This window comes from Paraburkholderia sp. WC7.3g (genome assembly GCF_050436345.1).
In the GTDB taxonomy this organism is placed as follows: domain Bacteria; phylum Pseudomonadota; class Gammaproteobacteria; order Burkholderiales; family Burkholderiaceae; genus Paraburkholderia; species Paraburkholderia podalyriae.
In genome coordinates, this window is sequence record NZ_JBNDMA010000004.1 from 1660020 (window position 1) to 1681616 (window position 21597).

Genomic DNA, 21597 nt, shown 5'->3' on the forward strand with positions numbered 1-21597 from the left:
GCGTGGGCCGAGCCAACAGGTCAGGAGCTTGCCGGGGCGTCCTGATTCCCCTTTGCGGACGTCTGCGTTGCCGGAGCGCAATCGGCAACGAACTTTGCATGCAGGCGCTCCTCCGCCTGCTCGAGTTGGTTCGGATACTCCGGATCATTTCTGGCCGGTTGGTATCCAACCGATTCGAGCTCCGACAATTCCCGGATGATGTCGCCATGTGTTATCCCCGCTTTGGCCGCTACAAAGGGATACGAGTGACATTCCTCTGCCGAGAATTTTCCCGCTGCACTCGCGGATACGCTAATTACCATCAAGACGATGATTGAGGTTAGTTTGAATTGGCTGTTCATATCGAGCTCCAGGTTATCGCGACTTTAAGAAATCACAAACTGCCGTCGTCATCGACTCTGCGAGCCCGATGCCCGACGACACGAATGCGTGCCATCACGATATCTGGCCAGTCAGCGCGTTTACACATCGCAAACGTGAAGCTTAGTTAATCAAAACTGGCTGCGATCCAGGAGCGTTACCCCGGCTCCAGCGCCGGCTGTCAAATCACGGTGCGTGACGTACGGCAGCCCGTGGAAAGACAGCATTTAACGACCTGGAAATAGCCGTGCTCGCGCGGCTCAGGAGTTTACGTAAGCTCATCCAGGTGCGGCGCAAACTGTGTCTGCCCTGCGAATGTGCAGTGGCGTCAAAAGAGAAATGTAATGCCGCCGCCGCGGGCACTGCCAGATTGGTGAGGAGAAAAGCGTGGTGTCGTGCTCACCTACGAAACGATCCGATGCTGGTGCGAACGGAAAGAGCGGCCCCCGTTAACGGTGAGGACATGCAGGCTGTAGAGCCTGGCTCACATCCTCGATGTCCCGGCCGGTTGCACGGTTGAACTCGCGGGAGCCCAAGGTTAGTGGAGCTTCTGCTTCGTTGAGGTGTCGGGTAACTAACGGTGTCAGCGCGATTTGCGCAGCGCCTCTTCGACGAACGCATTCGTGTAGGTCTTGCTGACCTTCACCGACTCATATGCGCGATTGGCCTCGTGCTGCAGGGCGGTGCCCAGCTACGTCGTTAGCCGCAAAGGCTGCAATTGCCGCCTTTGCAGACATGCAACACACTCGCCCGTCCCGCCTCGGCGCGTGTTCCGGGCCCTTTCACGCCTGTTCCCGTCAATTGCTCGGCCTGACTTTGCGGCCTCCACCGTTCCGTGATGTTGAGTTGCACGTTGCGTGCCGTGATCATCGTTTCGGGCACAACGCATTGCTCGCAATAGGGACAGTCGAGAACATTGTCGCGCATGGACACGGCTAGCAATTTCTCGAAGATTCCCCCACATGAGGGACAACGCATATCGTAAAGCGGCATGTTACGTACTCCCCTTCAGTCGTAAAAAGATCGGACGCGCATTGCTGCGCGTCTCGCGGCGGAGCCGCCAACTCAGCCGCCCTGACTCTGGACCCGCCCGTCAGTCCCTGTGACCCCAGAACGCGCGCTCGCTGAGCATTCCGGTCGGTGCAATGTTCTTCTCGAAGATCGCGAGTGGCAATGACACCGTGGCCGAGCAGTTCGGAATATCGACGATGCCGCCAATGCGACCTTCAACCGGCGCCGCGGTGAGCAACATGTATGCTTGCGGCCCGGTAAATCCATGCTGCTTCAGGTAGTCGATAGCCTTCAGGCAAGCCTGGCGATAGGCGACCGTAGCGTCCATGTAATAGTTCTTTCCGTTCTCGACGCTAATTCCTTCAAAGGTCAGCCATTGGTCGTAATGCGGCCTGATCGGGCTAGGCATGAAAACCGGTGCACTGAGATTGTACTTGGCCATGCCGCCTTTGATGAGGTCGAAGCCGACATGAGTCGCGCCGTCCATTTCAATCGCGCCGCAAAAACTGATTTCGCCGTCGCCTTGGGAGAAGTGCAGATCGCCCATCGAGAAGCCCGCGCCCTTGACGTAAACCGGGAAGAAGATCCGGGTTCCGCTCGAGAGATCCTTGATGTCGGTATTGCCGCCATGCTCGCGCGGGGGAACGGTGCGGGCTGCCTCTTTCGCCATCCGGTCAAAGGCGGCTCCGCGTACGCCGCGCAGCACAGCGGTCGACGGCTCCGGCGGCTTTGCAAGACCCAGCTCCGCCAACGGCGCCTCACGGCGATTCCACTCGGCCAGCAATTCGGTCGACGGAAGACAGCCCATCAGGCCCGGGTGCGTCAACCCGGCGATGCGCACACCCGGGATATGGCGCGAAGTGGCGTACAGCCCTTTCAGGTCCCAGATCGCCTTGGCTGCATCTGGAAAATAGTCGCCGAGAAAACCGCCGCCGTTGCTCTTCGCAAACACGCCGGAAAAGCCCACCGGCGTAATCGGTTTGATATCGAGAAGATCGACAACCAGCAGGTCGCCAGGCTCCGCTCCTTCGATATGGAACGGACCGGTAAGCGGATGTGCGCGAGTCAGGTCGATATCACGCACATCGTCAGTGCTGTCGTTGTCCTTGATTTGCGCGTCCAGAAAGTCGAGCGACTCGATGATGATCTCTTCACCGGGCTTAACAGTCGACAGGAACGGAATATCCGGATGCCAGCGGTTATGTCCAAGTTCCGCTTGTTCGGCAAGCGGCACGCCTGGCTTGATCGTGAAATGTTGCATGTATTCTCTCCGTGATATCAGAACGTGTTTGCAGTTACGGCGGGCGGGCTCGATCTAAGCTGCGCGATAGACGCATGCGGCGCAGCCAGCCTGGTAGCCGCCACTGACCGTGTCGTCCTTGATCTGCGTACATACTTTGGCGGTCCATTCGGCTTTTTCCAGCACCGTACCGTCAGGCAAGGTGCCGCCGCGTGCATCGAAGCGCAGCAGGCAAACCGCACAGGTCTGCACTCCGACTACACTGCGGCCTCTATGCCTGTCGGTAAAGCCAGCATGGCCGAAGCGGTTGTAGTACATATAACCAAGCATTGTGTTTATTCCTTTCCAGTAAGCAGCGTGCGATAAACGCCCGCCTTGTCTTGCATCCCTTGGGACGTCAAACAGAGAGGTAGCCGCTGATCTTCGCGATATCGACTTCATCGCGCCAGTCTTCGTGGACGAAGCGGCCCTTCTCGATCACCAGCAGACGGTCCGCAATTTCCATCGTGAAACTCAGCACTTGCTCCGAAACGATGATGGTGAGTTGCCTGAGATCCCGGATCTCTTTCAGCGAACGGGCAATGTCCTTGATGATGGAGGGCTGAATTCCTTCGGTAGGCTCATCGAGCAGTAGTACTTTTGGATTGGTGACCAGCGCGCGCGCGATGGCAAGTTGCTGCTGCTGCCCGCCCGACAAATTCCCACCGCGGCGATCGCGCATATCGTATAAAACAGGAAAGAGATCGAAGATTTCCGCCGGCACCCTACCCTGCGCCGCTTTCGGCAAGCCGGTTTTGATGTTTTCGAGCACCGTGAGCGTCGAAAAAATCATCCGGCCTTGCGGCACATACGCAATCCCTCGCGCGACCCGCTCGAACGGCGGCAGTTTTGCGACGTCGACACCGGCCACTTCCACCTTGCCCGCACGACACGTGAGAATGCCCATCAACGATTTGAAAAAGGTCGTTTTACCCATGCCGTTGCGGCCCATCACGGCGACGATTTCGCCGGTGGTAGCGCTCAGATCGAGTTGATGGATCACTTCGCTCTGACCGTAGCCCGAGACCAGTCCTGTAACGTTGAACATAAACTGTTCCTTTTGAATGCAAACTTGTCGTTCCGGCGCTACACGATCGCGCTTCAATGTCCGAGGTACACTTCGATCACTTTCGGGTTGGACTGCACCGCCTCCATGCTTCCTTCGGCCAGTACTTTGCCCTGATGCAGCACGGTGACGCGATGTGCGATGTTCTTAACGAATTCCATGTCGTGCTCGATCACGACTACCGACCGATTTTTGGCGACCCGCGACAACAATTCGGCGGTTTTTTCGCGCTCCGACGCGCTCATGCCCGCAACCGGCTCATCTAGAAGCATCAGTTCAGGATCCTGCATCAGCAACATGCCGATCTCGAGCCACTGTTTCTGCCCGTGGCTCAGTAACTCAGCCGTTTGATCCAGCATCTCGGTGAGAAACACTTCTTCCGCAATCTGGCGCACTCGCTCATCCACGTCAGGGGTACGGCGGAAAGCGATGGCGCCGAACACACTGCGCCCACGGGGAAACGACACTTCGAGGTTTTCGTACGTAGTGAGGTTTTCGTATATCGAAGGAGTCTGGAACTTGCGTCCTATCCCGGCGCGCACGATCATGTGCTCGCTCATCTTCGTCAATTCCAGGCCTTTGAAATTGATGCTACCGCTGGTGGCTCGCGTCTTCCCGCTTATCAGGTCGAGTACGGTGGTTTTGCCCGCTCCGTTCGGTCCGATCACGACACGCACCTCGTTGCGGTCCACATAGAGATTCAGCCCGTCCACGGCCTTGAAGCCGTCGAACGAAACCGTCAGATCCTCGACCGATAGTACGAAATCTTTTTTAGCCATGGTGTTCTCTGTTTTTGCGGATAGACCTGCGTCAGGCCTCGGGATCGGAAGCCGACAGCGTCACCAGCGCGCGACGCCGCAGATAGCCGCTCACCGATAAGCGTGCAAGCAGCTGCTTGCCATGACTTTCATAAAGACCGGCGAGGCCATTCGGGAAGAACATCACCACACCGATGAAGAGCGCCCCCATCAGGAATAGCCACAGTTGCGGAAACGATTCCGAAAAATACGACTCGCCGAAGTTCACCAGCAACGCGCCGTAGACTGCACCAAACAAGGATGTGCGGCCCCCTACGGCGCAAAAGATCACCATCTCGATCGAGGGAACGATGCCCACGAACGACGGGGACATGAAGCCGACCTGCAGCGAAAACATCGCGCCGCCGATGGCGGAGAACACGGCTGCGACTGAGAACACGAAGATCTTCAGCGCAGCAACGTCGTAGCCTGAGAAACGTACACGCTCCTCCTTGTCGCGCATCGCCACCAGCAGCTTGCCGAGCTTGCTCGACAGCAGAAACTTGCCAAATGCGATGCACAGGAACAGCAGGCCGGCATTGACGAAGTACAGGACGTAGTGCGCCGAAGTAGTGCGGATGTCCCAGCCGAGCACCGTGCGCAAATCGGTTATACCGTTCACGCCACCGGTCAGCCCCTGCTGCCCGATGATCAGGATAGACAGAATGGCGGCAATCGCCTGCGTCACAATCGCGAAGTACACATCGCCGACGCGTCGTTTGAACATGGCGAGACCGATGACAAAGGCAAGCAGAGCCGGTATCACCAGCACCGCGGCGATAGCGAACCAGAAGTGCCTGAATGGTTCCCACATCAGCGGCAGATGTGTAATCTGATTCCAGTCCATGAAGTCTGGAATTCCCGGCGTGGACTGGATCTTTGTACTGACCGGATCCGATGCTTCCAGCTTCAGGAACATTGCCATGCAATAGCCGCCCAGACCGAAGAACACGCCCTGCCCCAGGCTGAGGATCCCGCCGTAGCCCCAGCACAGCGTCAGTCCTATCGCCACGAACCCGTAAGTGAGATATTTGCCCACCAGGTTCAGCCTGAAAATGTCCAGCGTCAACGGCAGCAGCACCAGTATCAGAAGACCCAGCCAGATGAACCCCATCACACCGGAGCGTCCACCCAGCCACTTGAGAGATCCCGAATTCATTGCTTTCTCCTGCGATCGAACAGTTAGCGCCGCACTTTCGGTGCGAAAAGACCTTGCGGACGTAGCATCAAAATGACGATCACGGCTGACAAGGTGAGCACCTTCGCCATTGAGCCAGACAGAAAGAACTCAGTGGTTGACTGGGTCTGGGCGATCGAGAACGCGGAGGCAATCGTGCCGAAGAGGCTTTGCGCGCCACCGAATACCACGGTCAGGAAGGTGTCCACGATATAAAGCGAACCGCTTGTCGGACCAGTCGAGCCCATGGTAGTGAAGGCCGCGCCTGCTATGCCGGCAATCCCGCATCCAAGCGCAAAGGTCAGGCGGTCGACTTTGCCGGTGTTGATCCCGACGGCGCCGGCCATGATCCGGTTCTGGGTGGTAGCCCGCACCTTCACGCCCCAATGCGATTTGTACAGAAACAGCAGCAGGATCGCCGTGAGCATCATGGTAAGGACCATCACCATCAGGCCGTTGATCGGGATGTCGAGACCCTGATAAGGCGATAGTGAACCCATTAGCCATTGCGGAAGATCCGGACTGACTTCCTGTGAGCCGAACACCGAGCGAAAGGTTTGCTGCATGGCAAGCGAGAGGCCCCAGGTCGCCAGCAGGGTGTCGAGTGGACGCCGGTATAGATGGCGAATCAGCAGCCATTCCACGAGGTATCCGAAGGCGAAAGCAACCGCGAACGCGACCACAATGGCCACGAAGAAATAGACAGGTTGCAGTGCCGGCGCATATTTGTGCATCAAGGCCGACAACACATAAGTCGTGTAGGCGCCGATCGTCAAAAACTCGCCATGCGCCATATTGATCACGCCCATCTGCCCGAAGATGATGGCCAGACCGAGCGCCATCAGCAGCAAGACGCTGAATACCGAGAGGCCATTGAAGCCCTGCATAGCGACGATCGCGCCGAACTGCGAGAACCAAGCCATGGTCAATCCCCTGCGCGGCCTGCGTTCGAGCAGGCGGTGTTGAACATCGAAAAGTGCTATATCGACTTGCGATTCCCGCCGGCGCCAACCATTGCTACCGCCGGCGATGACTCTCAGCTTTTTATTGATAGCCCTTCGGAAACGGATTCGGTTCAATCAAGTCCGACTTGTAGACAACCTTGAACTGACCATCGCGCTGGCCCTGGCCGATCAACGTGTTGCTCCACAAGTGGTGATTCGGGTGAACCTTGATGTCGCCTTCTGGCGCATCCTTGAACTCCAGACCCGGCGAAGCCGCCACTACCTTGTTGACGTCGAAGCTGCCGGCTTTCTCGCAGGCCATCTTCCACAGCCATGGGCCGAGGTACGCGGCCTGAGTCACGTCACCGATCACCGCGTCCTTGCCATACTTGGCCTTGAACGCCGCAACGAATTTCTTGTTGGCAGGGTTGTCCAGGCTCTGGAAATACTTCATGCACGAGTAGAACCCCTGGAAGTTTTCGCCACCGATACCCAGCAGCTCATCTTCGGTCACTGAGATGGTCAGCAACAGCTGCTTGTCGCCTGTTACGCCAGCAGCCTTCAGTTGCTTGTAGAACGCGACATTGCTGCCGCCCACCACGTCCGCGAAAATCACGTCCGGCTTCTTGAACTTCATCTTGTTGATAAGCGAACCGAACTCGGTATTGCCGAGCGGGTAGTACTCTTCACCGACCACTTCGCCGTGCAGCACGTTTTCAATGTGCTTGCGGGCGATCTTGTTGGAGGTGCGCGGCCAGATGTAGTCGGAGCCGATCAGATAGAAAGTCTTGGCCTTCTTCTCTTTGGCGAACCAGCTCAGGCTGGCAAGCACTTGCTGGGTCGCTTCCTGGCCGGTATAGAACACGTTTTTCGACTGCTCGAGGCCTTCATAGAAGGTCGGGTAGTACAGCAGGCCATTGTCTTTTTCGAAGACCGGCAGCACGGCTTTACGTGACGCTGAGGTCCAGCAGCCGAACACCGTGGCGACCTTGTCGCTTTCGAGCAGCTTGGTCGCCTTTTCGGCAAAGGTCGGCCAGTCGCTCGCGCCGTCTTCCTGGATCACCTTGATCTGGCGGCCGAGCACGCCGCCCATCGCGTTGATCTGTTCGATCGCGAGGCGTTCGGCGCGGATCGATCCGGTCTCGCTGATCGCCATCGTGCCGGTTGACGAATGCAGCTGACCAACCGTCACCGTGGTATCGGTGATCGCCCTGCCCGTCGTGTTGACTTGCGAAGTCGGCGGAGCAGCAGCGAACGATGGCTTGACCATCATCGCAAGCGGCAGAGAAGCAAGTGCCAGTGCGACTTTCCGGCGGCCCGGAGAGGCGAGTTGGACTGCGAGGGCGGATGATTCGCAAGCATGGTCGTCGCCGTTGTCGTCGAAGCGTTGTGTCATTTTTCAAGGTCCTTGTCTGCGTGGGTTTCAGGTCTGGCTGGCGAGCCCGGCGTGACGCGAAGTGCGGGCGCCAGCCTGCATGGCGCCGACACGGCGGCTCTTTTGTCGTTGAGCGGCTGAGGCAGAATAGGTATCCGAATTTCCGATCGGAATACGTCATATGACTTACGTGCGCTGTAGCCTCGCGGAAGTACGACGATGCCTTTGCACAAGCGGATCGGGGATACACGCGACGGCGTGGCTGCGTGGCGAATGCGCGCGCCTACGTCAAATGACGTATCGGCAGGTCGGGCGCACGTCGCTATGCTCGACGCGGGCAAGCGTGGCGTAGGCCACGGCCTGTCGACCAACCTGAGGGGGTGCGCTGTGGCGGTGCGGCAATGCCACATTCGGGACGCGTCGCGCACCGCTTTGAGTCTGCGCCGCGCATGCCCGCTCGCGCGGAGTGCTGCACGCTTATGACTGCATCACGCGCTGCGTATGTGTGGCATGCGCCTTGCAACTATTGGCTGCTTCGCTTTAACCACAGCCCGATTCCGGACAATTTTGGTGAACCAGTCTCCCGAACCTGCGGTCCCCCGTGCAATACCCGTGCAGCGCATCATCAAGGTGCGGCGCGATTACAACACCTGGGTCGCCGACGAAACCATCGAAGACTATGCGCTGCGTTTCACGCCACGCACGTTTCGCAAGTGGTCCGAGTTCCGGGTAGCCAATACGGCGTTTGGCGCGATCTCGTTCTTGGCGCTCGAAGCAGTTGGCGGCTCGATCACCGTCAGTTTCGGCTTCACCAACGCGCTCTGGGCAATCGTGCTTGTCGGCGCGATCATTTTTCTGACGAGCCTGCCGATCAGCTATTACGCAGCGAAGTTCGGCGTCGACATGGATCTGCTGACCCGCGGCGCCGGGTTCGGGTATATCGGCTCGACCGTCACATCGCTGATCTACGCGTCGTTTACTTTTATTTTCTTCGCGCTCGAAGCCACCATCATGGCGATGGCGTTGCAGTTGTACTTTGGGATTCCCCTTTCACTGAGTTATCTGATTTGCGCAGTAATCGTGATCCCGCTCGTCACACACGGCATTACGCTGATCAGCCGCCTGCAGGCGTTCACCCAGCCACTGTGGCTCGTGTTGCTGATGCTGCCTTATGCGGCTGTGATCTGGAAAGAGCCGGGCTTACTGCGAGAGTTGCCCAACTTCGTCGGCAACGCCGGCGGGCATGGACACTTCGACCTGCTGATGTTCGGCACCGCCACGACGGTGCTCACTTCGATGATCGCGCAGGTAGGAGAACAGGTCGACTTTCTTCGCTTTCTGCCCGAGCGGACCTCGCTCAACAAGCGCCGCTGGACTTTGAGCATGCTGAGCGCCGGCCCAGGCTGGATCGTTCTTGGCGTGGCCAAGCTGCTCGGCGGTTCTTTCCTCGCCGTGCTCGCGATTCAGCATGGCGTGTTGCCCGACCGCGCGGTCGAGCCGACCCAGATGTACCTCGTTGCGTACAAGTATCTGTTCGGCTCGCCGGAATGCGCGCTGTTGGTCACCACGTTCTTCATTGTCCTGTCGCAACTCAAGATCAATGTGACCAACGCCTACGCGGGATCGCTCGCATGGTCGAACTTCTTCGCGCGGCTGACGCATAGCCACCCCGGTCGCGTGGTGTGGCTTGTGTTCAATGTGCTGATCGCGTTCATGCTCATGGAGCTGGGAGTGTTCCGCGCGCTCGAACAGGTACTCGGGCTCTATGCGAATATCGCGATCAGCTGGGTCGGTGCGGTAGTGGCCGATCTGGTGATCAACAAACCGCTTGGCCTGAGCCCGAAGGGCATCGAGTTCAAGCGCGCGCATTTGTACGATGTCAATCCGGTGGGCGTCGGCGCGACACTGATTGCCTCGTCGCTGTCGGTGCTGGCGTTTACTCACGTGCTGGGAGAGATCGCCCACGCGTTTTCGGCGCTGATCGCGCTCGCCACCGCTCTGATTGCCGCGCCGACGATTGCCTGGGCCACCAGTGGCAAATACTACATCGCGCGCCAACCGGTTGCGTTGGCCGGGGTTCCACTGGGCAAAGGCTATCAGTCGATTCGTTGCTGCATTTGCGACAAGGCGTACGAAACCGAAGACATGGCGCACTGCCCGGCTTATGAAGGTTCCATCTGCTCTTTATGCTGCACGGTGGATGCGCGCTGCCATGACCTATGCAAACCGGGTGCACGGCTATCCGAGCAAACCAATGCGACGATACGCTGGCTTTTGCCCAAGGCCCTGTCAACCCGTTTCAATACCCGCATCGGCCAATACCTGCTGCTGTTCGTGCTGGTGACCATGATCATGGCCGCCATTCTCGGCCTGATCTATACACAGGAGTCGGTGCTTGTCGACCAACTTTCGCCGGCCGTTGATGTGCTGCTGCGCACGGCATTCCTGAAACTGTTTGCGGTACTGGCGCTCGCGGGCGGGATTGGTTGCTGGTGGAGCGTGCTGACGTCCGAAAGCCGGCGCGTTGCGCAAGAGGAATCGAATCGGCAGACGCATCTGCTGCTCGAGGAAATCGACGCCCATCAGCGCACCGATGCGCAGTTGCAGCGTGCAAAGCAGACAGCTGAAAAAGCCAATCTGGCGAAGAGCCGCTACGTTACCGGCATCAGCCACGAACTGCGCACGCCGCTAAACAGCATTCTCGGCTATGCGCAGATGCTCGAGCAGGATACGTCCATTCCCCCACACCACCATCTCGCGCTGGCGGTGATCCGCCGCAGCGGCGAACACCTTGTATCGTTGATCGACGGGTTGCTCGATATCGCCAAAATCGAGACCGGCAAAATGACGCTGGAATTCGAGGAAGTCCGTTTTCCAGAATTCGTCTCGCAGTTAGCCGACATGGTGAGCTTACAGGCAAGCGCAAAGGGCATCGCCTTCCATTACGAAGCTCCCCCCAACTTGCCCTGCGCGGTGCGCGCCGATAAAAAGCGGGTGGGCCAGATCCTCATCAACGTTCTGGGCAACGCGGTGAAGTTCACCGATCGCGGCAACGTTACGCTGCGGTTGCAATACCGCCGGGAGATGGCGGTCTTCGAAATCATCGATTCAGGCATGGGCATCGATGCCGATGACCTGACTCGCATCTTTTTGCCGTTCCAGCGCGGCGGCAATGTCCCGGGCGGTTCGGAAAATGGCACGGGGCTAGGCCTGACCATCGCCAGAATGCTCGCTGACGTAATGGGAGGCACCCTCACCGTCGACAGCGAGACCGGCCGCGGAAGCACGTTTCGCGTCCAGCTGTTCTTACCGGAAGTACGCGAGCCGCAGCCGGTTCAAGCCCTCCCGAAACTGCCCATAGGCGGCTACGCCGGTCCGACGCGCCGGGTGCTGGTGGTAGACAACGAACGGGTGGACCGCGAGCTGCACGTCAAGTTGCTCGAACCGCTAGGCTTCGAGGTTCAGGAAGCAAGCTCCGGGCTGGAGGCACTGAAGGCCGTCTCGTCGTTCGCGCCCGACCTGATTCTGCTCGATATTGGCATGCCGCTGCTGGACGGCTGGGAAACCGCGCGCCTCTTTCGCGCCAACTTGATGAGCAATGCGCCGATCATCGTCGTCTCGGCCAATGCCTTCGACAAGGGCCGGAAAAACGCCGCGGGCATTCGCAACGAGGATTTTCTCGTGAAGCCTGTCAATGTCGTTGAACTGCTCGAATTGATCCGCGAGCGCCTTGACCTGCGATGGGTCCCGGCAACGCCCGTTATTGCGGCGCAGACACCGTCGGTTGACCCGTCACTCGCCGCCGCGCCCTCGACCCTGCCGGCCAAGGCGGCGCTGCCCGGCCCCGAACTGCTGCGCAGTCTGCACGAGTTGGGCAGCCTTGGGTACGTGCGCGGCATCCTCGACAAGCTTGGGGAAATCGACCAGCTCGACCCGTCCTGTGGCGTTTTCACCGGCGTTTTGCGCTCGCACGTCGAGCGCTTCGATCTGGCTGAATATTTGCGACACCTTGACCGAACCCTGCAGGCCAACTCCGATGCTACGCCCCGATCCGCTTCGCGATGTCGTTCTGATTGTTGATGACGCGCCCGAAAACCTGTCTATCCTGCATAGCCTGCTCGACAAATCGGGCTATACGGTGCTGGTGGCAACCGACGGCGCCGGGGCATTGGACCGGGCACGCCGCTTGCCGCCGGATCTGATCCTCCTCGATGCGCTGATGCCCGGCATAGACGGCTTCGAGACCTGCCGACGGCTCAAGGAAGACCTCCAGACCCGTCCGATTCCGGTGATATTCATGACTGGGCTGGCGGAGACTGAGCATGTTCTGCAGGGCTTCCAGGCGGGTGGTGTCGATTACATCACGAAGCCGATCCGTCCCGCAGAAGTGATGGTGCGCATCGCTTCGCATCTGCGCAATTCGCGCCTGGTCGTGCAGACCCGTGCGGCGATGGATGCGGCCGGCCAGGCGGTGGTCGCCGTTGGCCCCAGCGGCGAAGTGCTATGGCTGACACCGCTTGCCCAGTCGCGGCTACGCGGCTCGCTCGACGCCCAGGGTCGCCTGCCGGCGGCATTGTGCAGTTGGCTCCAGGATGCGCTGCGGGCGCCCGAGGTCAAACCGTTCGAGTTGCAGACCGCAAGGGAACAACTGATAGTCAGCCGGCCGCGTCGCGGCGCTCACGGCGAGGAACTGCTGGTGATCCAGTGCAAGCCCGGTTCGCCCGGACCCGCCGCGTTGATGCAGGCGTTCCGGCTGACCCCTCGCGAAGCCGATGTGCTGTATTGGGTCGCTGTCGGCAAGACCAATCGCGATATCGCCGATATCCTCGGTATGAGCCCGCGCACGGCCAACAAACACCTGGAACACGTCTTCGAAAAGCTGGGTGTGGAGACTCGTACCACGGCTGCGCGCATGGCGTTGAATCTGGTGACACCGCAGACCACGCAGTAAAGGTAAAGCGTCGGCTGAAGGGCTCTGGCTACACGGCGTCTTACCGCGCGGTGCGCGAAATGACGACTGACGGATTGCACCCTCGGGGACGGCTGTGCGCAGAGCGATCTAGCGAAGGAGCACGCCAGGGCGGAATTCCACAGCCGCGTCAGGTGCTGCGTCAGCGGCCTGACGACAGAATGTCGTTCGCGTTGATAAGCGCGGAGGCGATGTCCTCTACCGTCATCCGCTTGGCCATCGCCTGCTCGCGCATGATGCGATACGCTTCGACCTTGTTGACGCCGCGCTGGCGACAGAGTATCTCCTGTGCTTCCGCAACTTTGCGCGCGCTACCGAGCTTTTCCTCGAGACGCATAATGCGCTTGCGCAGTTTCCTGCGCTCCCGGCCGAGCTCGCGTGCAAGGACGATCGCACTTAGAAGACCGAACGACCGGATGGGCGATGTAACGACGGCTTTTGCGTCGATGTGCAGCATCGCCTCGATGAGCGTCGGGTTCTCATAGTTGAGAACCGCAATCGACGGTGGTGTGTCGTCGTCCGCGCACCAATCGTCAACGAGGTCCAGGATGTCCGGAAAGAGGGCGAAGAAAACGACGTCGGTGCCTGCCGGCGCAGAAGGCAGCGGCGGCCAAAACGCTTGCACGTGGCAGCCGATGCGCTGCAGCTGCTGGGTAAGCTGCGCACCGTCGCGGTCGTGCGGATGAAACACGCACACGCGCAATGACCGCAAATCCATTAGCAAGTGAGAGATGGGGAGGGCCGGCGCCGGCACTCCTGGCCCGGCTTCCTCTTCGTCGTTCATTCACTGCTCCAGCTCATCGTTGAACCATCCAGTCGCCTAGCGTATGCGCGACGAGATACGGGTCCGGCCGTACAGGGGCGACGGCTTGCCACACAACGTCGAATTGTCCATCCCGGTTGACCCGGCCGATACGCGGATTGAGATGCGTGTGGTGAGTCGACGGATCGATCCTGACGCGTCCCTGCGGCGCGTCCAATTCGCAGCGCAGCAATTCCGGCATGAGCGTTTCAAGGTCGTTCGAGCCGGCCGCCCGCATGGCCTGCGCAAAGAGATGAACTTGAAAGTACGCCGCTTCCCAGCTCGCGTTAGGAATCGTTTCGGAGCCGAACATCCGCTCGAATTTCTCCAGACAGGCAAGATTGCCCGGAGAGTTGATCGAGCGAAAGTAAGGCGCCGCAGTAAAGTGACCTTCGGCGACATCCGCGCCCATTTGTGCGACTTCAACTTCTGAGGTCGTCAGGCTCGCGATCGGCATCGATGCCGGATCGAGGCCGGCTCGTGCATAGGCGCTATAAAAGTGCCGCGTTGCGTCGCCGACCACCGTGGAGAAAATGAAGTCAGGCCGGGCCGCGCGAATGTCTTCGACAATTGCGGCGAAGTCGTCCTCCGTGGCACCAAGGCGGACGTACCGTTCGCCTAACTTCACTCCACTCCGGTACTGCGAGACGAGGTCAGACATGATGCGGTTCGACTCGTAGGGATAGATGTAATTCGACCCGACGAGATAGACACGCGCACCAAAGTTGGACGTCATAAAATCGGCCAACTGCACGCTGTTCTGATTGGGCGCTGCACCGGTATAGATGACGTTATCGGAGAACTCGAAGCCTTCGTAGAGCGTGGCGTAGAAAAGCAGCCGATTGCAGCGCTCCACAATCGGCAGTACGGCCTTTCGCGCGCTCGACATATAGCAGCCGAAAATTACCTGAACATCTTCTGCCAGAATGAGCCGTTCCGCAAACATGCGATATTTCGCTGGATCGGAGGCGGGGTCATGGTGGATCGGCACTATTTCGCGTCCTCCGATGCCCCCAGCCTCATTGATCTCGCGTATTGCGAAAAGCGTTCCGTAAAGCTGCGACGACTCGATCGCCGACATAATACCCGTCTCGGAAAACAGAACGCCTACTTTGATCGTTTCGGTATTTGCCACGTTTTTACGCGCCTGTAATTGCCTGGTTCGCCTGATCCAGAATAACCGGGCGCCGCGCGACCCGATACGTCATTGTCTCCGGCCAAAAAAAAACCGGCATATGTTCGGTACGGGCCCCGTAGCATCGGCCGCTCACCTCAAGCTTGCGAGTACCTTACTGACCTCCTGGGCGAGGTTCCCGGCGCCATTCAGTACGAGGTAATGGCCGTGACCGAAGATGGTCCGGACATACCGGTCCGCATCGCGATCGAATGCGAAGCAAAACGGCAAGATCCCGCGCGATGATAGAGCCGATACCGCGTCGCGGGCGTCTTCGATCAGATGCATGGAGTCGTGGACATCCACGTCCGACGGCTCGCCGTCAGTGACGAGCACCAATAGCTTCGCCTCGCTTTGCTCTCCATCGAACTGCGCTGTCGCATGTCGCAAAGCCGCGCCCATGCGTGTCGACAATGTGCCTTTCTGTGCTAGCAGCCGCTCTCGCTGCGCTTTGCCAAACGGTTCGTCGAAATCCTTGACACGCGTGTATCGGACATCGTGACGCCCGTTTGACGAAAACCCGTGCAGCGCAACGCGTGTGGCCGTCGGCTCCAGCGCGGACGCAATCGTCGCAGCGGCCTCTTTTTCGATATCGAGCACGGTCTGTTGTGTTACGCCGATCCTGTCGTTTGTCGACGTGGACAAATCGAGCAGAAACAGTACCGACATGCTTGGCGGCGTGCGCCGCTTTTGTTCGAAGATTCTTCCATCGCCGGCCACACCCATGCGTCGGGCGATGCCATCATCGATGACCGCGTCGAGATCGAGCTCAGGACCTTCGGATTGGCGGCGAAGGCGCCTGGGCGGTCGCTGCCACCCAGATGGCAACGCTTGCCGGACGGCGAGTAGTCCGGCGTCGACACGCTCGCGTTCTGCGGCCGGCGCACGGTCATATACGCACGTCCAATCGAGTAAAAGGAGCCCTACTCGTGAGTGCCACTCTGGATACCTATAAGCACGCCACGCTTCTGTCTCGATGGGCGGATTGTCGAGTAGGCGCATGCTGTCCACCACGTTCGGCCGCGCCGTGGTCTGGTCGGTCGCATCCGGGGCCCATTCCATTCGTGCATGCACCGGTTCGGACTCGATCGTCCACAAATAAGTATTGTCGTCGCGGTACCGCGGCTCAGCGCGGTACGACGATACATCGAACCTCACTCGCATCTGCGCAAGGTCAACGGCCAGTATGTCGGCAACTTCGTGACAGGCGGCGATATCTTCGTGATGCGCGGCAATTGCGTCGAAAAGTCTCCGCCCTTTACAGACCCATTCGTTCGGATCCTCGTAGCTGAAATCATGCAACGCGCGCGCCAGGCGAGCCGCCAGTGACGAGAAGGTCAACATACCGCGTTCGCCCGATGCCGCATGAAACGCACCCCACAAGCTGTGCAGGCCCGGGTAATCGCGCATCAACAAGCGTTCGACACGAGCATCCTCGATCAACGACGCCACCGCAATCCTTAACGCGCCCCGCTTGCCGACCGGCGAAGCGGGACGCGAATAGCGCAAATGGGCAAGCGCATGCGCCACCGAAGCTTGATATTGGCGCGCCGCGCCAGAGCGGTCGCTGCCCTCATCGATGGCTGGCGCAAGGCGTATCACGCCACCTTCGCCGATCGACGTTCGTAATGCGCCGCCGCCGAGTTCGTCGAGCTGGTCGGCGTGCACACAGACGCGTGTCGGCGCACGTTCTTTTCGCGCCTCCATCCCGTCGACATCCCACTGCCCGAATCCGGCTGCATAGCATTCAAGCATCCGCGTCGCTGAGGTGAACGATGCATCGACGACGCCTTGCATTGCCGAGCAGCTTTCGTTGCCCATACGTTCCGCAGGCATCGGGATCAAGCTCCGAATTGCGCGCGGACAAAGCCGTCGAGCGCGGTCTGCAATTCGTCGTCATCGCTGAGCGGGCGCGTCATAGCGAGCGCACAGGCTGCATGAGCGTCGATTCCGCCTCGAATCAGGCCGCATGCGTGCACGAGCATGCGCGTCGATATGCCCTCAGCCAGGCCTCGACCGCGAAGCTTGCGCGATTGAGTTGCAATACGCACGAGTTTGATCGCGATGTCGCGATCGACTTCGCCCTCATGAGCGACGACATCGGTCTCGGCCGCCTCGTCAGGGTACTGAAACTCGATCGCGCCGAAGCGCTGCCGCGTCGAAGCCTTAAGGTCCTTGCCGAACGACTGATATCCGGGGTTGTATGACACGACTAACTGAAAGTCGGGATGGGCGTGAATCAATTCGCCACGCTTGTCGAGCGGCAGAACCCGGCGATCATCCGCCAGTGGATGAATGACAACCAGCGTATCGGGACGCGCCTCGACGACTTCATCAAGGTAGCAGATCGCACCATAACGGACCGCCGTGGTTAGCGGGCCGTCATGCCATTCAGTGCTATCGCCGCGCAGCAGAAAGCGTCCGGTGAGATCAGAAGCGGTCGTATCTTCGTTACATGCCACCGTAATGAGCGGCCTGTTCAGGCTTGCCGCCATGTGCTCGACGAAGCGCGTTTTGCCGCACCCGGTCGGGCCTTTCAGGATTATCGGCATTCGCCGCGCGTGTGCCGCGGCGAATAGTTCGATCTCCCGTCCAATTGGCCGATAATAACGCTCCGTCGCCAATCTGTATTGCGCGAGGATATCCTTCATTGGCATCGTTCCTTGTCAATCGGTGCGCCGGTTTCCCGGCGCCAGGAGTCTTAGCGGTGTTCCGGATCGGCGTGCGGAATGCCTTCGATCGGACACTCCGGGGTCCCGGGCATGGAGCGCGTGATTGCTTCGACCTCGCGGCGCGTGCCTTCAGGGTCATTGATCCACTTGGTGTAGAACTCGTAAGGACATGCCGCTACGCCGTGGACGTCCTCGCCCGAATTGATCTTTCCGGTATAGCCGCGATGCACCAGCTTGTAGAGATGGTTTTGCGACTGCATGTTCTTGCGTGCGTCGCGCAACAGGCTGACAGACAGTTCGCCATACTGGATACCCATTTCTTCCGTTCCGCACTCTCCAAGCGTGCGACCGTCGAAACCGACGATCGCCGAATGGCCGAAGTACGAATAGACACCATCAAAACCGGTGGCGTTTGCCACTGCGACGTAGACATTGTTCATCCACGCCATCGTCTTTGCGGCCATCACCTGCTGCTCTTTCGCCGGATACATATAACCCTGGCAGCGCACGACCAGTTCTGCGCCACGCATCGCGCAGTCACGCCAAATTTCCGGGTAGTTGCCGTCGTCGCAAATGATGAGGCTGATCTTCATCCCCTTCGGTCCTTCCGACACATACGTGCGGTCGCCGGGATACCAGCCTTCGATCGGTGTCCAGGGCATGATCTTCCGATACTTCTGGACGATCTCGCCACGGTTATTAATGAGCAGAAGCGTGTTATACGGCGCCTTGCGTGGATGTTCTTCGTGCTGCTCTCCGGTCAGCGAGAACACGCCCCACACATTGGCTTTCCGGCACGCCGCACTGAAAATCTCAGTCTCGGCACCGGGTACGGTGGCAGCCGTTTCATACATTTCCTTCGGGTCGTACATGATCCCGTGCGTCGAATACTCGGGGAAGATGACAAGATCCATACCGGGCAGACCCTGCTTCATGCCGACCACCATGTCGGCGATCTTGCGCGCGTTCTCGAGTACTTCAGCCTTCGAATGAAGGCGCGGCATTTTGTAGTTGACGACTGCTACACCAACGCAGTCGTTGCTGCTCGAAATATCACCATGACGCATTGCTTTCTCTCCGGGTTGAGTCGGGAAACAAAAAAAAAGCCCGAGCAGACTCATCAGTCTGTTCGGGCCTTATTGCCATTTCGCTCTTGCCGACAATGTTGGCGACAAGGAGATACATTCATTGCGCTCAAGCGTACGAAACAAGCGAACGCTTGTCAAGGAATCAGAATTCGTCTCTCACCTTCGCTGCAACGTGACGGTTGCTAAACGCGATGCAGGCTACTCGTTGAATGAAACGTGATGAAATGGTAAATGACTTGACAGTCCTTTTTCGTTGCTAGATCCTTCGAACCAGCAATACATCCTTTCGTCAACAGCGACGAATGCAAGAGGCAACAGAGCCCACCGCGCAGCCTGCAAAGGCGCGTGGTGGGCTTTTTTTTTTGGTCACGGCTCAGGCTCGCGCGACGGCGGCTTGGCCCCATTGGGAACTACGTCATGTCATCTCCACAATCAGTAGGCATCGGCAGAGAAACGGCGCTTGACCACGTGCTCGGCGAAGAGTACGAGCACGCTCCCGTCCCCAAAACTGCGCGGCGCAGTGTTACCTCGGTTGCAACCGTGTGGGTCAGTTTTCCGATGATCATCACGAGTGCGATGACTGGCTCGATTCTGGTCGCGGGAATGGGGTTCGGGCGTGCGCTGAGCGCGATGATCACGGGCAACCTCCTGATGTTCGCTTATGTTGGCTTGCTTGGCGGCCTGGGAGCGAAGCACGGATTCAACTTCGCGCTGTTGGCAAGCCAGGTCTTCGGGCGCAAGGGCTATGCATTGGCTTCGGGCTTGCTTTCCAGCCTGCTGCTCGGCTGGTACGCGGTACAGACCGGCATTACGGGTAATCTTATTCACTCATCGTCTGGCGCGAACTATCTCGCCATGACGTTTATCGCGGGCTTGCTCTATCTTGCGGTCACCTTCGTAGGAATCCGCGGGCTTCACTGGCTCGGCATGATTTCGGTGCCGCTCTTTCTAGTGCTCGGGACCTGGGTGGCAATCGATGCGGCCCGACATGCGGGATGGCATGCGGTGTCTACTTATACCGGCACCAACCCGGCATCGTCGATGGCATTCGGCGTTGGACTGACAATCGTGATCAGTCTCTTCGTCGATGCCGGCACAGTCTCGCCCGACTTCAATCGCTGGGCAAAGAATGGTCGCGACTCATGGATCGCGACGTTCACGGCCTTTCCGTTCGCGAACTGCTACGCGATGCTGATGGGCGGCATCATGACGGCGGCCATCGCGTTGCCGGATCCCCAGCCGTTCGCGACGGACAACATGTTTGGATACATGCTGAATCAGCATCACACGTGGCTGAGCGCGGTTGCAGTCGTTTTCCTCTTTTGCAGCCTCGGCTCCGTTTGCGCTCACTGTCTTTATAACTCCGCCGTCGGCTGGTCGAGGATCGTCGGCATCAAGATGCGCACGGCCGCAGTCATCCTGGCCGCAATCGGAATTGCCGTGGCCACAACCAACGTCTGGGCGCTGTTCATTCCATGGCTCTCTCTGCTGGGCATCATCGTCCCGCCGATCGGTGCAATCGTGATCGTCGATCTGTATTTGGCCCGCCCTGGCTCCGGCATTGACCACAAGTGGCGCGTGCAAGCGTTCGCGGCGTGGGCGATAGGATCGGTGGCAGCGTATGCGGTCGAAAAACAGATCCCCGAATTCTCGACAGCTGTATCGGCATTCGTAGTGAGCGCAATCGTCTACGGCTTGATCGCGCAGGTTTCGAAGAAAGCGGGCGTGGCTGCCGATCGCGCTTGACGATTATCGGCACGATAAGCCCTGAGCGGACGCTTGGCTGCGCTCATCTCAATGTATCTTTCATAAGGGATGTATCAACATGTCGGACTACGAGACCTATTCTCTCGGCGATATCGAGCTCCAATGCGGGTTACGTGTCCCCGACGCCAAACTGGCCTATAAGACTTATGGGACGCTCAACGCTGCGAAAGACAATGTGATTATCTACCCCACGTGGTATTCGGGGCAGCATTACGAGAATGAATGGCTGATTGGCGAGGATAAGGGGCTTGATCCGCGCAAGTACTTCATCATCGTGCCTAACATGTTCTGCAACGGACTTTCATCGTCCCCGAGCAATACCCCTGCTCCATACAGTAAGGCGCGCTTCCCGAACGTGACCGCGTATGACAACGTGCGCATGCAATGGCGGCTGGTCACAGAGCTGTTCGGCATCGAAAAGATCGCGCTCGTCACTGGCTGGTCGATGGGTGCATTGCAAACGTTCCATTGGGGTGCGATGTATCCGGACATGGTCGAGCGAATCCTGCCGTTCCAGGGATCGTCGAAATGCTCAAGGCACAATTTTGTATTCCTCGAAGGCGTCAAGGCCGCGCTGACCGCCGACGCCGCCTTTCTTGACGGCTGGTACGAAACGCAGCCCGACAAAGGTCTGCGCGCGGCGGCACGAGTTTATGCGGGTTGGGGGTTGTCGCAAGCGTTTTACCGCGAGAAGCTCGATCTCGAGAAGCTCGGCTATTCCTCCCTGGAAGACTTTCTCGTCGGTTTTTGGGAGGGTTGGCTGCTGTCGAAGGACGCAAACAATCTGCTCGGCATGCTGTGGACGTGGCAAAACGGCGATATCAGTAATAACGAATTTTACCAAGGCGACCTTGTCAAGGCCCTTTCGTCGATTCGTGCAAAGGCAATCGTCATGCCTTGCAAGACCGATCTTTACTTCCCGCCAGAAGACAGCGAATTTGAAGTCAAGCATATGCCACATGCAAAGCTGGTCGTGGTCGATTCGATCTGGGGGCACTTTGCTGGCGGCCCGGGCACCAGCCCCGTCGACATCGAGGTGCTCCACAACGCACTGCGTGAGCTGCTCGCAAGCTAAAGCCTGGCACCGGGAAGGCGCCGCGCCACCGATAGATCGTT

Annotated in this window: 18 protein-coding genes; 4 read left to right on the top strand and 14 right to left on the bottom strand. The window is 58.9% G+C overall.

Going from position 1 to position 21597, the window contains the following annotated elements; translation table 11 throughout:
• Positions 1-20 precede the first annotated feature (20 nt).
• From OKW43_RS41195 to urtA, 9 genes are all read right to left on the bottom strand, one after another.
• Entirely contained in the window at positions 21-341 is a 321-nt protein-coding gene (locus tag OKW43_RS41195; protein ID WP_429454579.1) for a DUF4148 domain-containing protein, read from the bottom strand.
• A gap of 718 nt (positions 342-1059) precedes the next feature.
• Positions 1060-1353: an FmdB family zinc ribbon protein gene (locus OKW43_RS41200; RefSeq protein ID WP_429454581.1), complete on the bottom strand. Its 294-nt coding sequence runs from the start codon at positions 1351-1353 to the stop codon at positions 1060-1062.
• Between the two features lie 100 nt (positions 1354-1453).
• Positions 1454-2632 (bottom strand): formamidase, encoded by a 1179-nt coding sequence (gene fmdA / locus OKW43_RS41205; RefSeq protein ID WP_187638736.1) that lies wholly within the window; start codon positions 2630-2632, stop codon positions 1454-1456.
• A gap of 54 nt (positions 2633-2686) precedes the next feature.
• Positions 2687-2929, bottom strand: coding sequence for a hypothetical protein (locus OKW43_RS41210; protein WP_429454583.1), 243 nt, complete (start codon positions 2927-2929; stop codon positions 2687-2689).
• Between the two features lie 79 nt (positions 2930-3008).
• Positions 3009-3698 carry an urea ABC transporter ATP-binding subunit UrtE gene (gene urtE / locus OKW43_RS41215; protein ID WP_429454774.1) on the bottom strand — a complete coding sequence of 230 codons (690 nt, stop codon included), beginning with the start codon at positions 3696-3698 and terminating at the stop codon, positions 3009-3011.
• Positions 3699-3751: 53 nt separating this feature from the next.
• The gene (gene urtD, locus OKW43_RS41220) at positions 3752-4495 is read right to left on the bottom strand and encodes an urea ABC transporter ATP-binding protein UrtD (protein WP_429454585.1); all 744 of its coding nucleotides are present in this window, start codon (positions 4493-4495) and stop codon (positions 3752-3754) included.
• A gap of 31 nt (positions 4496-4526) precedes the next feature.
• Entirely contained in the window at positions 4527-5672 is a 1146-nt protein-coding gene (gene urtC / locus OKW43_RS41225) for an urea ABC transporter permease subunit UrtC (RefSeq protein WP_187638739.1), read from the bottom strand.
• A 23-nt stretch (positions 5673-5695) separates the two neighbouring features.
• The gene (gene urtB / locus OKW43_RS41230; RefSeq protein WP_187638740.1) at positions 5696-6613 is read right to left on the bottom strand and encodes an urea ABC transporter permease subunit UrtB; all 918 of its coding nucleotides are present in this window, start codon (positions 6611-6613) and stop codon (positions 5696-5698) included.
• Positions 6614-6734: 121 nt separating this feature from the next.
• The gene (gene urtA, locus OKW43_RS41235) at positions 6735-8030 is read right to left on the bottom strand and encodes an urea ABC transporter substrate-binding protein (RefSeq protein WP_187638741.1); all 1296 of its coding nucleotides are present in this window, start codon (positions 8028-8030) and stop codon (positions 6735-6737) included.
• Positions 8031-8576: 546 nt separating this feature from the next.
• On the opposite strand from urtA, the gene OKW43_RS41240 reads away from it, so the two are divergent.
• Both OKW43_RS41240 and OKW43_RS41245 read left to right on the top strand, forming a co-directional pair.
• The gene (locus tag OKW43_RS41240) at positions 8577-12089 is read left to right on the top strand and encodes an ATP-binding protein (protein ID WP_429454775.1); all 3513 of its coding nucleotides are present in this window, start codon (positions 8577-8579) and stop codon (positions 12087-12089) included.
• Positions 12046-12960 (top strand): response regulator, encoded by a 915-nt coding sequence (locus OKW43_RS41245; protein WP_429454588.1) that lies wholly within the window; start codon positions 12046-12048, stop codon positions 12958-12960. Before OKW43_RS41240 ends, OKW43_RS41245 begins: the two co-directional genes overlap by 44 nt.
• 160 nt (positions 12961-13120) lie before the next feature.
• Here OKW43_RS41245 and OKW43_RS41250 read toward each other — a convergent pair whose 3' ends face one another.
• The 5 genes from OKW43_RS41250 to OKW43_RS41270 form a co-directional block, all read right to left on the bottom strand.
• On the bottom strand, positions 13121-13762 hold the full coding sequence (locus tag OKW43_RS41250; RefSeq protein WP_187638744.1) for an ANTAR domain-containing response regulator: 642 nt from the start codon (positions 13760-13762) through the stop codon (positions 13121-13123).
• Positions 13763-13775: 13 nt separating this feature from the next.
• The gene (locus OKW43_RS41255) at positions 13776-14915 is read right to left on the bottom strand and encodes a transporter substrate-binding domain-containing protein (RefSeq protein ID WP_187638745.1); all 1140 of its coding nucleotides are present in this window, start codon (positions 14913-14915) and stop codon (positions 13776-13778) included.
• A gap of 132 nt (positions 14916-15047) precedes the next feature.
• Positions 15048-16775 carry a nitric oxide reductase activation protein NorD gene (locus OKW43_RS41260; RefSeq protein WP_429454591.1) on the bottom strand — a complete coding sequence of 576 codons (1728 nt, stop codon included), beginning with the start codon at positions 16773-16775 and terminating at the stop codon, positions 15048-15050.
• Between the two features lie 20 nt (positions 16776-16795).
• The gene (locus tag OKW43_RS41265) at positions 16796-17605 is read right to left on the bottom strand and encodes a CbbQ/NirQ/NorQ/GpvN family protein (RefSeq protein WP_187638747.1); all 810 of its coding nucleotides are present in this window, start codon (positions 17603-17605) and stop codon (positions 16796-16798) included.
• 50 nt (positions 17606-17655) lie between these two features.
• A complete protein-coding gene (locus OKW43_RS41270; RefSeq protein WP_187638755.1) occupies positions 17656-18693 on the bottom strand; it encodes an aliphatic amidase in 1038 nt (345 codons plus the stop codon).
• A gap of 438 nt (positions 18694-19131) precedes the next feature.
• Here OKW43_RS41270 and OKW43_RS41275 point away from each other — a divergent pair, with 438 nt between their 5' ends.
• Both OKW43_RS41275 and OKW43_RS41280 read left to right on the top strand, forming a co-directional pair.
• A complete protein-coding gene (locus OKW43_RS41275) occupies positions 19132-20460 on the top strand; it encodes a purine-cytosine permease family protein (protein WP_429454594.1) in 1329 nt (442 codons plus the stop codon).
• A gap of 79 nt (positions 20461-20539) precedes the next feature.
• Positions 20540-21556, top strand: a complete 1017-nt coding sequence (locus tag OKW43_RS41280) for an alpha/beta fold hydrolase (protein WP_187638749.1) — start codon at positions 20540-20542, stop codon at positions 21554-21556.
• Positions 21557-21597: the final 41 nt, after the last annotated feature.